Below are 15975 nucleotides of genomic sequence, written 5' to 3'. Positions count from 1 at the left end.
CAGAAGCCGAGATAGTATGCGGTATACAGCAAGGTTTCGAGTACCGCGCAACGCAGCAATTTGCTCGCGCAGGCACTTATTCCGCATTTCCTTAAAATGATTGATGCGCTTGGCCATTTGAAATAACCATATGCAGCGTGCTACTATCAATTACCATTATCCATACGTCTCTCATAAAAAATGATCGCCTACCTAGAAGCCAAACGCGCTGGTTTATTTAAAAAACCACATTGGGCTAATAATCTACTGGCGGGTATTATTGTAGGGATTGTGGCACTTCCTCTAGCCATGGCATTTGCCATTGCCTCTGGCGCAAAACCTGAACAAGGTATCTATACTGCGATAGTCGCTGGCGGCATTAGCTCACTACTAGGCGGCAGCCGTTTACAAATCTCAGGGCCTACTGGGGCGTTTATTGTCATTCTTGCTGGTATCACCGCAGAATTTGGCATTGCTGGTTTGCAAATGGCCACGCTCATGGCTGGATTTATATTGCTAATCATGGGATTGGTGCGGTTTGGCGCGGTAATTAAATATATTCCAGACCCTGTGATTGTCGGCTTTACTAGCGGTATCGCTATTATTATCTGGGTAGGTCAATGGAAAGACTTTTTTGGCTTAAACCCAACGTTAGGCGCAGCGCATTTTCATGAGAAAGTTTGGGATTTAATAGTAGCATTTCCTAGCCTGAATCTTCAAACGACATTACTGGCGCTATTAACCCTGCTATTAGTGATTTACTCGCCGAGAGTATTTAAGCGTATTCCCTCCCCTTTAATAGCCATGGTTGTGGTAACAGCGATTCAGGCAAGTTTTAGCTTTAAAGGGGTAGCCACCATTGGCTCGGCATTTGGCGGCATACCGCAAAGCTTACCTGAGTTTGAATTTTTACCAATTCGCTTTTCACAAGTATTACAACTCATTGGCCCAGCTTTTACCATTGCCTTACTTGGCGCAATTGAATCACTACTTTCTGCTGTTGTCGCGGATAGCATGACCAATACTAAACATGATTCAAACCAAGAGCTTATTGGGCAAGGGGTTGCCAATATTTTCTCACCTTTGTTTGGCGGTTTTGCTTCGACTGGTGCGATTGCTAGAACGGCAACCAACATCCGAAACGGGGCGACAGGCCCATTAGCGGGCATTGTTCACACCATCACCTTAATCGTCATTGTGCTGGTGTTTGCACCTTTGGCAGCACACATTCCATTGTGTACGTTATCTGCAATATTATTTATTGTCGCTTATAACATGAGTGAAATGCACCGTTTCTCACACATGGTACGCACCGCACCTAAAGCAGATGTGGTAGTGCTTATCATTACTTTTCTACTGACTATATTGACTGACTTAGTTCTTGCAGTAAATATTGGGGTAATGTTGGCCGCACTTTTGTTTATGAAACGCATGAGCGAAGCGGTCAGCATCAAACAGCAGAGTATTGAAGAACTGATTCAGGAAACTGGCAATAAAAGCCTAATATTGCCAAATAACGTGGCTATCTTCACCATGGAAGGCCCTTTTTTCTTTGGTGTAACAGAGCGTTTAATGACTGCGCTAGAAACCGCACATACACATGCAGATATCTTGGTATTGCGTATGGATAATGTGCCGATTATTGATGCGACTGGCCTGCAAACCTTTTGGGACCTCATGAAGAAATGCGAACTTAACCATACTCGCCTGATACTTTGTCAGGTAAGACCTAATATCTTAGAAAAAATGCAACGCGCCGGTATTACGCAAAAACTGGGGGAAGAGAATATCATTAGTCATATTCAAATGCTTAACGTACCTGTGTGATGAATCCACACAGGTAGAAACAAACTATCAACCGAATAAATACGTAATTTGCCTATATTCAATTGTCATTTGCTTTCCCTAGATATCTTCCAATACAAGGGGTGATGATGAGGCACCTTAATTAGCACCATCTGTGTGCGCCTAAATTTTTCATATGCTTCATTCAATGAAACATCTGAAGTTTCAGCCTCTTTTTGAGAAATGGGCTCAGCAAACTTGACCCACTCAGGATTTTCCATATAGCCTTGGTCATTCATACACTGTTGAAAAACATGCATTTTTCGCCCCTCAATCTCAAGCTTTTGAAATTCTAAAAACGCATTCAAATGGGCTACAGATTTGGCTGCTATCCCCTGACAGTTGTTAATTGACAGTACTAATTTGCTAGAAATCTCGCTGGGATGGTTTCTTGAAGATAATTTATTTCCATCAACGAAGCAATAAAATAATACTAAGAGTAACGGGACTGCTAGCAAGACGTATTTAAAATATTTTTTCATTACTTTTGATGACATATATTAATGATTAGCAGAAGGTTGATTGGCACTTAGTATGTCGTTTAATCCTTCTAACGCCTCATGGCTAATACCTTTTACTTGAGATTTAATCTTACTAAGCGCTAATGTATCGCCCTGCGATTGAGCAATCAGGGCTAACGCACTCAGGCTTGCTGGGTGTAACTGGTGAAATGAAAGCGCCTTTTTGTAGTTTTGTATGGCATTTGCCATATCTCCTAAATGTTGGAATGAAGTACCTAAGTAGTACCATGCTTCTGCATTTTGTGGCTCATCACCAACCCAATCCATGGCTACTTTTTGTACATCAAGCCATCGGTTGTTTTGAAAAGGCATCACAATACGCATAAAAAATGGGCGCTTATCTTCGGGGGCATCCCAAAATGGTAAGTCGTGTAATGCATTTATGTCTGTGGATTCATGCGTCAATAACGCTTTAATCCACTTCACTGGCATATTGTAGTAATAAGCCTTACGCCCAGGGCTTTTAAACGTACTAATACCTATCAGTTTACCTGCATAGTCAAAAATGGGGCTTCCACTAGCTCCTATAGAAAACGCTGCTTCCGTTCTGACTACCTCTGCATCATCCATCGGATATAAAGCTTTAATGTTACTCAATGCAACATAAGGTGCTGGAGAATCTGTTGGCATTGAAATAGAAATCACAGGCTGTTCGTATTGCAGACTATCGTTGTCAGACATTGCAACAGGATTAAGATCTGCCCACTCAAACTTTAAAATACATAAATCGTGCTTCCAATCTGCCTGCAACGATAAAGGGGCATATTCCACGCCCCATTTACTAATGCTGATACCATTTGCATTTGTCAGCACATGGCAATTGGTCACCACATGATCTTTACTGATTGCCACACCGGTGCCAAAACCGTGACCACCAGACTTGGTGGTAGTCACTACTTTGACTAATGACTGTTTAAGTTGGTATAAAAACTCATCTGTGGGCGCTGGTATATGCTCGGCGTAAGACGTGCTCGCCATCAAAAGAAATAACACACCAAATTTATTCATGATAGCTGATTCACTTATCTTAAAAAAAGCATATAAATCATTAGGCCAAAATACAATAATGCAAAGATTGCAACAATCCAAAAGACTTTCAGCATATTGTGATTAATTTGGGATAACTTCTCACTCAAAGTTGCAAGCTGCTTCTCAACAGTTTGGTTATCACTCATATCATTACCTCTACTTTAAATAATTACATACAATGACAATTAATAAATCTAATATGTTCCTGTTTGTATGCTTTTTTTTACAGCCGTCAGAAGTAACATCGCTTTTAGTATTTATGGATTAAACTTTACTTAAATATGAAGCCTATGCTACAACCAAATGGGTATCTGAAAACGGTGCAGAAATTAATGTAGATGGAAAATGTTTGGCTGTGGCTGGCAACAGTGTGGGTGGAAACATGGCAGCAGTAGTTGCCTTGATGGCTAAAAATAAAGGTACACCTAGCATTCGTAACCAACTATTATTTTGGCCAGTGACGAATGCAAACTTTGAAAATGCCTCTTACGATGAGTTCGACGCCGGTCACTTTTTAACCACAGGCATGATGAAATGGTTTTGGAATAACAACACAACAGATGTATTACAACGCCAGAATATTTACGCCTCTCCACTATTGGCAACGCCTTAACGTTTTAAGCCAACTAACTGCTGCACGATCTGCCATGACGCAAGCAGCGGAGGAGTTGAAAAAAAGATTAAAATAACTCAGCTAATCTACACGTAACACTAAGCTTGTTTCATAAAATAAATACCACGACCAAATTAGTCGTGGTATTTATTTTTAGCAATTAAGCTAGCCATTATTTATTAAATTGTTTGCTAATCCGTCGCAACCACTAACGAAACTAATTTAACCACGATAGGCCTTACAAAAAGTACGCAAACAAATGCGGAAGGCATTGCAAGCGTGTATGCATGAATTACTCGCTGTAAATAGCCATCATTAACACCACTACTTACTGCCACGATGATTGCAGACATTAAAACCGCCATGATACCCGCCATAAAAAATGCAAATACGACATGGGAGTGACGTTTAGGTACTTTTATATTCATTACATACTTTCAAAACTAAAAATCATCCAGCTACTTTAAACACGAATAAATAAACAGTAAATGAAACACACTAGCCCCTTGAGCCTAAGCTGCCCAGTCTAATTGGCTTAACGGTTATCAGGTTATGATTTCTCAAGTTTTACGTGCCCATGGTGATAGGAAAATTCCGTACCTAACAGCATCGTTTGCTAATAGTTAACACAACACTCGAGCATCATTATGTGGACATTAGCTTAATTTGTCGCCAATAAAAAAGCTTCAGCCAATTATATTTTCAGCTATTAAGCATGAAAAAAAGCTTGATTTTTACCTGTCGCTTTTGCTTTATACATGGCTTCATCTGCGGCTGTAATTAGCGCCTTAATATTCTTTACTTGGTCAGGGTAAGTAGCGATACCAATACTAACGCCCATCAATACATCGTCTTTACCGATCGTCATCACTGGCGTTTTAAGTGCTTGAATAATTCGATTTGCCAGTATTAACAGTTCATTTGCGTTATTAAAGTTTTGCACCACAAGTGCAAACTCATCACCACCTACTCTTGCAAGAAAATCAAAATCTCGAAGTACGCCATTGATCATAGCAACTGCGCTAACCAAAGCATCATCACCAACATGATGTCCATATTGGTCGTTAATTAACTTAAACCCATCCAAGTCCATATACAACAGACCAACTTTTTGCGAGTGTCGATTAGCTTGTGAAATTGACTTTTTAAGATACTGCTCAAAATTTCGTCTGTTGGGTAAATGTGTCAGTGCATCATGCATCGCAAGGTAGCCAAACTCCTCAGCTAACTCTTGGCTAGATGACGCATGCTCAAATAGCCAGATGGTTCTCCTATAGTTAATTAATAGTATGGTGATAATCAATAAGACAACAATTAGCGAACCCAACTTTAAGCTATTAATAGTAAGGCTTAGCTCTACATCAACTAGCGCTGCTTCGGACTGCATCACCTTATCCAACTGATCTATTTCTACTCGAATCTTTTCTATTAAAGCTTTGCTGGCATCATTAGAAAGCCTTAAGTGTGGAGAATATGAGCCAGCAGCGAGTTGGACTTGAAGGGTTGATTCTATGATGCTAAATTTCTCTTTGATTAGCGTATCTAAGGTTGCAAGCGAAGATTTAAAACCAGGGAAATCTTTTTCGAGGCTTTTTATTTGAGAGAATAATAAAGAAGTTTCTTTTGCTGAGCGATTATATGGCTCAAGAAATTGAACGCTACCTGTCAGTAGGTAACCTCTGAGTCCTGTTTCAGCTTCTACAATTGTATTCATCAGCTTGACAATTTCATAACGTGTATCGGCAATTTCAACTTTGCGATTAATTAGAGCCATCAAACTTTGTGCGCTAAAAAACACCCATGACATTGCAATCAACAATATGATTGACGCAACTATCGGCGGCAGTAAAATCTGCTTTCTGTAATTTAGATTAGTGGTAATAATAAGCCTCAGTATTTAAGAACAGAAGTCTTCTTTCTTAAAGCACCAAAATTTACAGGCATGGCAGCCTTAATTACAATCAAAATTCAAAAGCATTGTCTTACTCAACCTATATTAAAGTATACACAAAAGCACCAAATAAAGTGCCAAATGTATATTTGGATTATATTGCACAATTTAAGTGCCAATTAATTATTTATGATTTAGCGCTAACCAATTTGAGCTAATCCATCACCAATGGTTCGCTAATCTCTTACAATGAGCTTATAGTTAATTGTAAGAGATATTTGGTGAATAAAAATTACACTGAAAATAAGCCTCAGATATTTCAGTTTTTATATTTCGCTTAAATAAAATTGAGTGTAAATTAGTAAGCGTACACAATATTATTTACTTAAAAAGTAGAAAATTGAAGCACAAAAAATCCTAGAGAATGGGCTATCTTGACAAAACTTGATGTTAAGAATCAATCAACCACAGCTGCAGGTAAAGACCCTACGCGTCAAGCTGGCGAAGCAAGATATCGAGCTCTCTTTGAGTATGCGCCCGACGGCATTCTGATTGCAGACGCTCAAAGCAACTATTTAGATGCTAATCCAAGCGTTTGCAATATGCTCGGATATACCCGTGATGAACTCGTAGGTATGCACGCATCCGATATTATTGTGCAAAGTGAAGTGCAACATATTCAACCTGCACTAGATGCCATTAAAACAAAATCTGACTACGCGCGCGAGTGGCTATTAAAGCGTAAAGACGGCTCTATTTTCAGCGCAGAAATTATTGCGACGACTATGCCAGATGGCAACCTCCTTGGTGTAATTCGCGATATCACGGTCCTTAAAGAACAGCAACGTGAAATATCGCAGCTTTCCCGTCTCTACGCCGCGTTAACTAAAGTTAATCAAGCCATTATTTGGCTCCCTACACGAGAAGAGCTATTTATAAAAGTATGTCGGATACTTGTAGATGAAGGCGGATTTCATATGGCTTGGATTGGCTGGAACGACAATAAAACCAATCAACTTAATCCAGTAGCATCTTGGGGCGACAAAAATAATATATTAAAGAGTGTTAATGTTTACTCAGACAATAGGAATGAAAATATAGGGCTAAACAACCTAATGTTTCACTCAGGTGAACCTTACATTTGCAATGACCTGCAGAAAGAGCCTGCTCATACTTGGCGAGATAATTTGGTGAGCCTGGGTTTTAGAGCATCGGCGGTTTTTCCAATTCAAGTGAAAGATAAAATCTGCGGTACGCTTAGCGTTTATACAGACCAAGCCATGTTTTTTCATGATAAAGAAATCGCGTTACTGTCAGAAACTGCTGGCAATATTTCTTTTTCTTTGGAGAATCTGGAGCGCGAAGAAAAGCGTAAAGAAGCTGAAAGCATCGCTGAAAATGAATCCTTATTTTCAGACATGATGATAGAAAGCATGCCTGGTATTCTTTACTTTTATAATCATGAAGGGCGATTTCTGCGTTGGAACAATAACTTTCAAACGGTTTCTGGTTATTCAAACAAAGAAATTGCAAAAATGCACCCATTGGACTTTTTTGCCAATGAAGAAAAGCCAGCGCTCGCTGAGAAAATATCAGAAGTTTTTACACATGGACAGGCATTCATTGAAGCTGATTTACTATCTAAAGATGGAAGAAAAACCCCTTACTTATTCACAGGTAGAAACGTCAATTTCAAAGGTACACACTGCTTAGTTGGTATGGGCATTGACATCAGTGAACGAAAAAATGCCGAGTCTAAACTAGATGAAAGTGAGCAAAAATATCGTGAGCTTGTTGAGTCTGCTAACAGTATTATCTTGCGCTGGAACTCACAAGGCTACATTACTTTTCTAAACTCATTTGGGCAGCATTTTTTCGGGTATTCTTTTGAGGAAATTATTGGCAAACATGTCATTGGCACCATTGTACCAACCACAGATAGTGCAGGCCGAGACCTACAGAACCTCATGCAACAGATATGTTTAGATACAAAAGTATTTGAACAGAACGTTAATGAAAATATACGCAGAAATGGTGAAAGCGTATGGATATCATGGACAAACAAAGTAGTACTCGACGCTCAAGGTCAGGTATTAGAGATACTTAGTATTGGTAATGATATCACTGAGAGATTACAAGCTGAAAAAGAAATTAGAGAGCTAAATGCCAGCTTAGAAAAACGCGTAGAAGAGCGAACCCAAGAGCTGCAAAAAGCGCTAGTGAGAGCTGAGGCTGCGGATAAAATTAAATCGGCATTTTTAGCAACCATGTCACATGAACTTAGAACGCCATTGAACTCAATTATCGGATTTACTGGCATTATTTTACAAGGCATGGCTGGGCCATTGAATAGCGAACAATCAAAGCAACTTGGCATGGTGAAAGGCAGCGCAAAGCATTTACTAGAGTTAATTAATGATGTGCTCGATATTTCCAAAATAGAGGCTGGTCAATTAGAAGTGAGCTCTGAGTCATTTGACCTTGTTGCATTAATTGACAGAGTTGTGAGCGCTTTAAGACCAGTGATAGAGAAAAAAGGACTGCTATTTCACACATCAATTGGTAAGGATTTAAGTGTAATCAATACTGACCGCAGACGCTTAGAACAGATATTAATCAACCTAATTAACAACGCGATAAAATTCACCGAAAAAGGAAGTGTAAGTATCACCGCAGAACTGCTTAAAGATTTTAAACCATCGTTTAACACCCCTGCTGCACCATTTTTAAAAGTCAGCATCGCTGACACAGGTATAGGTATAAAACCTGAAGACTTAGACCTATTGTTCCAGCCGTTCCGTCAAATAGATAGTGGTCTTTCGCGTGCGCATGATGGTACAGGACTGGGTTTAGCTATCTGCAGACGCTTACTGGAGCTAATGGGTGGACAAATTTTTGCAGTAAGTGAGTGGTCAAAAGGAAGTGAGTTCATTCTTTTATTACCGTTGCAAGGTACTATCAAATAAGGTGTAATGAAATCATGAAAAAAACAATCCTACTCATTGAAGATAATGAACAAAATAGTTATTTAACAACGTTTCTTTTAGAAACGCATGGTTTTAATGTAGTCACAGCACCAGATGGCGCAATAGGAATTGATACAGCAAAAAAAATATTACCAGACTTAATTCTGCTGGATATTCAACTACCGATGATGGATGGTTACGATGTCGCTAAAGCCTTGCGGGAAATAGATGTACTGAAACCTATACCTATTATTGCTGTCACTTCATACGCTATGGTTGGAGACCGTGAAAAATGCATAGCGGCTGGCTGTACTGGTTATATTGAAAAGCCGATTAATCCAGAAACTTTTGTGACAGAAATATCAACTTACCTACGGTCTTAATGAGCGAGTCAGGGAGATTTATGACGCATGTTTTAATTGTTGATGACAAGGAAGAGAACCTTTACTACCTGCAAGCGCTTTTAACAGGTAACGGTTACCTTGTAGAGTCTGCGCGCCATGGTGCGGAGGCTTTAACCAAAGCACGTCAGCATCCGCCTCAACTTATCGTCTCTGATTTACTCATGCCAGTCATGGATGGCTATACGCTTCTGCGGCATTGGAAGAGCGACGCAAGACTTAAATCAATTCCGTTCATTGTTTACACAGCAACTTACACAGAACCTGAGGATGAAAAGCTGGCGCTAGATCTTGGTGCCGATGCCTTTATTTTAAAACCCTCTGAACCAGAAGATTTTATTGCACGCTTTAAAGAAGTGCTTTCTAAAGGTGTAGCAACTGTCCCAGAACCGTCGATTGCGAATGATAATGATGATAACGACACGCTCAAAGACTACAGTGTAATACTGATACGTAAACTAGAAGAAAAAACGCTTCAATTAGAAGAAGCAAATCAAGTTTTACAACAAGACATTGCCAGAAGAAAAGAAGCGGAAGATAAAATCCAACATCTGGCTTACTATGACTTACTCACAAACTTACCCAACAGACTACTTTTAATTGACCGCTTGCAACATACGCTAGCTGCGAGCGCTAGACATCAAAATCATGGTGCGCTGCTATTTATCGACTTAGATCACTTTAAAACCCTAAACGACACTAAGGGCCACAGCATTGGAGATCTATTGCTAATCGAAGTCGCAAAGCGACTAAAAACTTGCATGCGTGAAAGTGACACCTTAGCAAGGTTAGGTGGAGACGAGTTTGTTGTCATATTACAAGAGCTGAGTGAGGACCCATCGCAAGCAGCAATTCAAGCGGAGGCTGTGTCAGACAAAATTATTTCAGTCATTAACCTTCCCTATTATCTAGACAGTAATTTACACCATAATTCCGCTAGTATTGGTATTTGTCTATTTCGCAACCAAGCAATCACTGTAGATGAGTTACTAAAACGAGCAGATATCGCGATGTACCAAGCGAAAAATGCAGGGCGCAACACACTACGTTTTTACGACCCTACCATGCAAGCAGCTTTAGAAGCACGAACCGCATTAGAAAATGACTTACGACTAGCAATCAAAGACAATCAATTCAGGCTCTACTATCAGATGCAGGTGGATCACCATGGCAAGGTTCACGGTGCGGAGGCACTAATCCGTTGGCAACATCCTCAAAAAGGATTAGTGCCGCCATTACAATTTATTCCGCTCACTGAAGAAACTGGTCAAATCATTCCCATAGGCCAATGGGTAATGGAAGCGGCATGCAGACAAATTAAAGCATGGGAAAACGACCCGATTACGTGTGACTTACAAATAGCTGTCAATGTTAGTGCGTGTCAGTTTCATGATCCTAATTTTGTATATCAAGTTAGCGAGATGTTAGGTCGGTATGCCATTAAAACTAGCCAACTTAAATTGGAGCTTACTGAAAGTCTTGTATTAGATAACGTTGAAGAAGCAATTATTAAAATGCATGCACTTAGAGATATCGGGGTACGCTTCTCTATGGATGACTTTGGTACAGGGTTCTCATCACTTTCCTACTTAACAAAGCTACCGCTGGATCAGTTAAAAATAGACCAGTCTTTTATACGCAATATGAGTATGAACGACAGAGACGCGGTGGTGGTACAAACCATTATTGGTATGGCAAACAACTTGGGGATAGAAGTAATTGCAGAGGGCGTTGAATTAGAGAGTCAACGTGCCTTTTTAGAAAAACATCAATGCAATCTTTGTCAGGGCTATTTATTCAGCCAACCTTTACCAGTGAAAGAGTTTGAAACAAAATTAAAGAGCATGTACGAATCCGCTTAATAAAAACAATGCGGCTTTCAAATGCTGGTGCTCATATATAGGAATGAACAAACATAAACCGCGCTCAACTTTATTAACTAGAACATTAAATTGAACGCAGTTTATTGAAGCGTGGCACTTAAAATTGCGCTGCCCAACTTTCAATGACCAGTTAAGTGGTCAGCTTGTCCGTCGATACTAAAACATTAGCTGACGTAGCACCCACGACAATCGCTAGCACGTGATACATCGACGGTACATATGGAATAGCACTTAGCTTAGAAATAAATTCAAAAGCAAACGCCACCATAGGCAAAAAGAATAACCAACTCTTACCTATCATTGCGCCTCTTACGTAACATATCCAACATAAAATAATCATACAAGCTAAGTGTATAAAAAATGGATAGTTAAACGCATTAGCACTTGCTGCACCTTCAAACCCATAAAACGCAGACGAACTGGTGCGTAAATATGGTAAAAAATAGGTCGGCAACATAAAAACAATATAAGTCATCACAAATATTGCCGCATTATTTAATGCTTTTTTCATGATTAATTCTCCTAAGTACTCACTTTAGCTACACTCATTACTCTCAGGCGTCGAGAAGGATCATTCGGAAATGACCAATCAATCGTTTGCCCCTCCTCCAACCCTAATAGTGCTGAACCTACTGGCGACAGTACTGAGATTTTTCCACGATCTAAATCAACGTCTTCAGGAAATACCAACTCAACCTCTCGACTAACACCATTACTTTCATCCAAATAAACCACGCGGGTGTTCATTCTTACAACAGTTGATGGCACTTGCTCCTCTGGCATTACAACAGCCCTACTCAACTCATAGCCCAACAAACCTTGATTATCTAATCTAGATAATCGAACAAAATCCTTATCTGAAATAATTAAATTCTCTAGTTCCATCGTGATATCCATTACATACAAAATTAATACGCCACGTCTATTGGCAAGGCTCAATATTAATCTTTACTAATCAATTAAATTAGTCCATTCAATTGAACATAATTGTTTCTTACAGGGCTACAATTAGACAATGTATGATTTAAACTTAATGATTATTTTTGCACACGTCGTTAATGAACAAAGCTTCTCAGCTGCGGCTAGAAAACTTGGCGTTTCAAGATCGTCTGTGAGCAAAGCTGTTGCAAAGCTAGAGCATGCACTTGGTGCCAGCCTGCTTAATCGCAGCACCAGACATTTAAGCCTAACTGAAGTAGGCACTGCTTTTTTTGATTACTGTACACGTATTAGTTATGAGGCTGATCAAGCGCATAAAATGATTGATAGCCTGAACGCACAACCGCGCGGCGTACTTAAAGTGGCTGCATCAGTTGCGTTCGGAACGCTACATATCGCACCAGCAATTGGCGATTTTCTTCGTCATTATCCAGAGCTAGATATTGATATGACCATTACAGATCGGGTGGTGGATTTAACTGAAGAAGGTTATGACGTAGTTATCAGTGTCACTAAGGACTTGCCGCAGGCCTTAGTTGCTAGAAAACTAGCCCCTATCCGTCGCAAACTATGTGCTACACCAGATTATTTTGAAGAGTTTGGCACCCCCATTCTTCCGCAAGATCTTGTTAACCACAACTGCCTAGACTATATCCACTCTGGCGACAAAGGCTTATGGCGGTTTAATGGTCCAGGTGGAGAAGTTTCTGTGCCTGTCTCGGGTAGGTTACGCATCAACGACGATGAAGCTTTATCCCAAGTGGTCTTAGGTGGTTTTGGATTAGCACTACTACCCACGTTTATTATTGGTAAAGACATTCAAGCCAAGCGACTAAAGTCGGTGTTGTCAGAATACATCCCTGTGCATCAACATGTATATGCCCTATATCTTCCTAAGCGCAATTTACCATTGAAAATTCGCGTCTTGATTGACTTCCTTATCGATCGTTTTGGCACTGAACCCTACTGGGATTTAGAGTAACTACCTACATCAATTTCCAAAAAAAATTGACGCCCTACTATTACTGATGCATAAAAAGTACAAATAACATGTCAAATCCACCGTTTTACGCTAATTTTTTAGTTTTATTTACAAAGCAATAAACCGACGAATATAAATTAATGCTAGGATGTAACCCCTCTCCATCCCTTGCAGAATAAGGACTGGAGATGATTTCTTAACCATATTAGGATATTTATATGAACAAATCTGAATTAGTAGCAAAAGTAGCTGCTGAAGCTGGTGTAACTCAAGCTGATGCAAACCGTGTTTTAGACGCGATCATCAGCACTGTTGGTGAGACATTAAAAGCTGGCGACAATGTTGCCCTTGTAGGTTTTGGTACATTCCAAGTGACTAAAAAAGCTGCTCGTACAGGTCGTAACCCATCAACAGGCGCAACTATCGAAATCGCTGCACGCAACGCTCCTGTATTTAAAGCAGGCAAAACACTTAAAGACAAAGTTAACTAATAGTTAACTTCAGCAACTAGCCTTACCAGCGGTGCAAAACAAATTGTTGTAGCGCACCCTAGCAAGGCTTAAACCGCTGAAAAGTCTCGAAAAAAAACGACCGCAAATTCGGTCGTTTTTTTACATCCCTAACAGAGCATATCAAATGCACATTGTGTAATTAGCAGATACTGAATAGACATATCCTGGCAAGCAACCAAATCATGACCAATCAAATTCAAAAGATATTAAAGCAATGATGACCATCACGAATTAAGGTTTATATTCTCTTAAAACAATCAAACCTGGAATCGATAATACATAATCATAATGGCTTTGCATCAGTGGCATGCCAACTAAGGCACTTTTATAAACATATCCTTTTGCTACTAAGGCCTCCACTTCATTGGATGCTCCTGCAACATTCAGATATTTGCCATTGCGAATCATTTCTAAGCAACTAACTTCAGATTCAGTAACGTCTGGTTTATCACTCATCATTACATCCAATCAATTGTTAAACTTATTTTCATCTTAAATATGCACTCTTGATCCTAGTTCAATAACACTGTTGCTAGGGATATTAAAGAAATTGACTGCGCTTCCAGAGTTGCGAGACATGAATACAAAAAGATCATCACGCCATTTCGCCATCGCTCCACCGTGCCCAGAAATAATAGTTTCTCGACTAAGAAAATAAGACGTCGTGAATGCATCAATCGATACATTAGGAATATGAATATCCAATAAAGCTTTCGGTACATCAGGTGTATCCATAAACCCAAAATATAGTTTAATTTGCCAAAAACCAGCCTCTAATGTTTTAATTTCTAACCTTTGTTCCATTGATACATTAGGCTCATCTGTAAACTCTACCGTAATAATTAAGTTTGTTTGATGTAGTACCTGATTATGCTTTAGGTTATGCATCAGCGCTTGTGGCACACTATCTACATTAGCAGAGAGATATACTGCCGTTCTTTCAACACGGGCTATATCGCTGCCAGCAATACTTTTAATAAAATCATCTAGTTTAGGATCATTATTATGAATATTGCTTAAAAGGATTGCTCTTCCTTGTTTCCAAGTCCACATAATGACCACCATGATGACTGCAAGGGCAATTGGAAACCAACCGCCTTTAAAGAACTTCACTGAGCACGAAGCAAGTAACATCACATCAAGTGCAATAAATAGACTTGTGGCACCAGCTGCAAGCCATAGAGGATATTTCCAAATATTTCGCACGACAAAATATGTCAATATTGATGTAATTAACATCGTCCCTGTCACAGCAATGCCATACGCTGCAGCAATTGCAGATGAGTTCTGGAAGAATATCACCGTAAGAATGACAGCAACCAATAATCCCCAGTTAATCGCTGGCACATATATCTGACCGGACTCCGTTGCAGAAGTATGAAGAATTCTCATCCTAGGAAGAAACCCAAGCTGTATGGCTTGCCTTGTAATAGAGTATGCACCCGAAATAACAGCTTGTGATGCAATGATAGTAGCAAGCGTGGAAAGAATCACTGCTGGAATAAGCAGCTCACTAGGGAATGATAAATAGAACGGATTACTCACCGCAGATGGTGTTGTAAGCAATAGTGCCCCTTGACCTAGGTAGTTAAGTGCCAAACCTGGGAACACAAGCCCCACCCAAGCGATACGAATTGCAGGCCTCCCGAAATGCCCCATGTCGGCATACAGAGCCTCTGCACCAGTCACAGCAAGCACAACAGTACCAATTGCCAAGAAAATACCTGCACCACGTGAAGTTAAAAATTCGTAAGCATGAATTGGATTAATCGCATGAAGTATCTGTGGATTATCAATAATGTTTGAAACACCGATACTTCCAAGAACAACAAACCATAAAATAACAATTGGCCCAAAAAATTTACCCACCATTTCCGTTCCATGTTTCTGAAATAAAAACAAAGCAATCAGAATCGTAATTGAAACTGGCAAAACATAATGAGATAACCCAGGTGCAACAATTTCCAACCCCTCTACTGCTGATAGCACTGAAATTGCTGGTGTCAATATACTGTCGCCATAAAACAACGCAGCCCCCAGAACGCCTAGTCCCAACATAAAAGCCTTGCTGCTTACCTTGTTTTTTGCTGAAGACGTAGCTAATGCCAGCAGCGCCATGACGCCACCCTCACCCCTATTATCTGCGCGAAGTACCAATATGATGTATTTCAAGGTAACAATGAACATTAATGCCCAAATAACGGCAGAAATTGCACCAACTATGTTTGATTGTGTCAGCGCTATACCTGTAGACTCTCCGAATATTTCTTTAATGGTGTAAAGTGGGCTGGTGCCAATATCCCCGTAAACTACACCAATAGCGCCTAGTGTGAGTGCGCTAATACTTTTAGATTGCGTTGTCATCGTGATGCCATGATCATTAAAAATGCCATTACATCATTGAGAACATATCA

The 15975-nt window shown here is 39.8% G+C and carries 15 protein-coding genes; 7 read left to right on the top strand and 8 right to left on the bottom strand.

Annotated features, from left to right (window positions below; translation table 11 throughout):
• Positions 1-180 precede the first annotated feature (180 nt).
• The gene (locus Q7U33_RS03225; RefSeq protein WP_304858143.1) at positions 181-1806 is read left to right on the top strand and encodes a SulP family inorganic anion transporter; all 1626 of its coding nucleotides are present in this window, start codon (positions 181-183) and stop codon (positions 1804-1806) included.
• A 65-nt stretch (positions 1807-1871) separates the two neighbouring features.
• Here Q7U33_RS03225 and Q7U33_RS03220 read toward each other — a convergent pair whose 3' ends face one another.
• Together Q7U33_RS03220 and Q7U33_RS03215 are read right to left on the bottom strand one after the other, a co-directional pair.
• Positions 1872-2321, bottom strand: a complete 450-nt coding sequence (locus tag Q7U33_RS03220) for a hypothetical protein (RefSeq protein ID WP_304858142.1) — start codon at positions 2319-2321, stop codon at positions 1872-1874.
• A 3-nt stretch (positions 2322-2324) separates the two neighbouring features.
• On the bottom strand, positions 2325-3353 hold the full coding sequence (locus Q7U33_RS03215) for a trypsin-like peptidase domain-containing protein (protein ID WP_304858141.1): 1029 nt from the start codon (positions 3351-3353) through the stop codon (positions 2325-2327).
• Between the two features lie 349 nt (positions 3354-3702).
• Between Q7U33_RS03215 and Q7U33_RS03210 the strand changes: the two genes are divergently transcribed.
• Positions 3703-3987, top strand: coding sequence for an alpha/beta hydrolase fold domain-containing protein (locus tag Q7U33_RS03210; RefSeq protein WP_304858171.1), 285 nt, complete (start codon positions 3703-3705; stop codon positions 3985-3987).
• Between the two features lie 191 nt (positions 3988-4178).
• Here the strand turns inward: Q7U33_RS03210 and Q7U33_RS03205 are convergent, their stop codons facing one another.
• Both Q7U33_RS03205 and Q7U33_RS03200 read right to left on the bottom strand, forming a co-directional pair.
• On the bottom strand, positions 4179-4415 hold the full coding sequence (locus tag Q7U33_RS03205; RefSeq protein WP_304858140.1) for a DUF2798 domain-containing protein: 237 nt from the start codon (positions 4413-4415) through the stop codon (positions 4179-4181).
• Positions 4416-4696: 281 nt separating this feature from the next.
• Positions 4697-5761 carry a diguanylate cyclase domain-containing protein gene (locus Q7U33_RS03200; protein ID WP_304858139.1) on the bottom strand — a complete coding sequence of 355 codons (1065 nt, stop codon included), beginning with the start codon at positions 5759-5761 and terminating at the stop codon, positions 4697-4699.
• Between the two features lie 551 nt (positions 5762-6312).
• Here Q7U33_RS03200 and Q7U33_RS03195 point away from each other — a divergent pair.
• From Q7U33_RS03195 to Q7U33_RS03185, 3 genes are read left to right on the top strand one after another with little or no spacing between them, the layout of a single operon-like run.
• Positions 6313-8844, top strand: coding sequence for a PAS domain S-box protein (locus Q7U33_RS03195; RefSeq protein ID WP_304858138.1), 2532 nt, complete (start codon positions 6313-6315; stop codon positions 8842-8844).
• A 14-nt stretch (positions 8845-8858) separates the two neighbouring features.
• Positions 8859-9227: a response regulator gene (locus Q7U33_RS03190; RefSeq protein WP_304858137.1), complete on the top strand. Its 369-nt coding sequence runs from the start codon at positions 8859-8861 to the stop codon at positions 9225-9227.
• Positions 9228-9247: 20 nt separating this feature from the next.
• On the top strand, positions 9248-11107 hold the full coding sequence (locus Q7U33_RS03185) for an EAL domain-containing protein (RefSeq protein ID WP_304858136.1): 1860 nt from the start codon (positions 9248-9250) through the stop codon (positions 11105-11107).
• 151 nt (positions 11108-11258) lie between these two features.
• Here the strand turns inward: Q7U33_RS03185 and Q7U33_RS03180 are convergent, their stop codons facing one another.
• Both Q7U33_RS03180 and Q7U33_RS03175 read right to left on the bottom strand, forming a co-directional pair.
• On the bottom strand, positions 11259-11639 hold the full coding sequence (locus Q7U33_RS03180; protein ID WP_304858135.1) for a hypothetical protein: 381 nt from the start codon (positions 11637-11639) through the stop codon (positions 11259-11261).
• Between the two features lie 11 nt (positions 11640-11650).
• A complete protein-coding gene (locus Q7U33_RS03175) occupies positions 11651-12067 on the bottom strand; it encodes a GreA/GreB family elongation factor (protein WP_370651976.1) in 417 nt (138 codons plus the stop codon).
• 76 nt (positions 12068-12143) lie between these two features.
• On the opposite strand from Q7U33_RS03175, the gene Q7U33_RS03170 reads away from it, so the two are divergent.
• Complete coding sequence (locus tag Q7U33_RS03170; RefSeq protein ID WP_304858134.1) at positions 12144-13049, top strand: LysR family transcriptional regulator; 906 nt, start codon at positions 12144-12146, stop codon at positions 13047-13049.
• 218 nt (positions 13050-13267) lie between these two features.
• Entirely contained in the window at positions 13268-13540 is a 273-nt protein-coding gene (locus Q7U33_RS03165; RefSeq protein WP_304858133.1) for an HU family DNA-binding protein, read from the top strand.
• Positions 13541-13792: 252 nt separating this feature from the next.
• Here Q7U33_RS03165 and Q7U33_RS03160 read toward each other — a convergent pair whose 3' ends face one another.
• Positions 13793-14020: a hypothetical protein gene (locus tag Q7U33_RS03160; protein ID WP_304858132.1), complete on the bottom strand. Its 228-nt coding sequence runs from the start codon at positions 14018-14020 to the stop codon at positions 13793-13795.
• A gap of 33 nt (positions 14021-14053) precedes the next feature.
• Positions 14054-15925: a potassium transporter Kup gene (locus tag Q7U33_RS03155; protein WP_304858131.1), complete on the bottom strand. Its 1872-nt coding sequence runs from the start codon at positions 15923-15925 to the stop codon at positions 14054-14056.
• Between the last annotated feature and the right edge of the window lie 50 nt (positions 15926-15975).

This window comes from Methylotenera sp. (assembly GCF_030653755.1).
GTDB lineage: Bacteria > Pseudomonadota > Gammaproteobacteria > Burkholderiales > Methylophilaceae > Methylotenera.
Note: the sequence above shows the minus strand (reverse complement) of the source record. Positions and strands in the feature narration are given on the sequence as shown.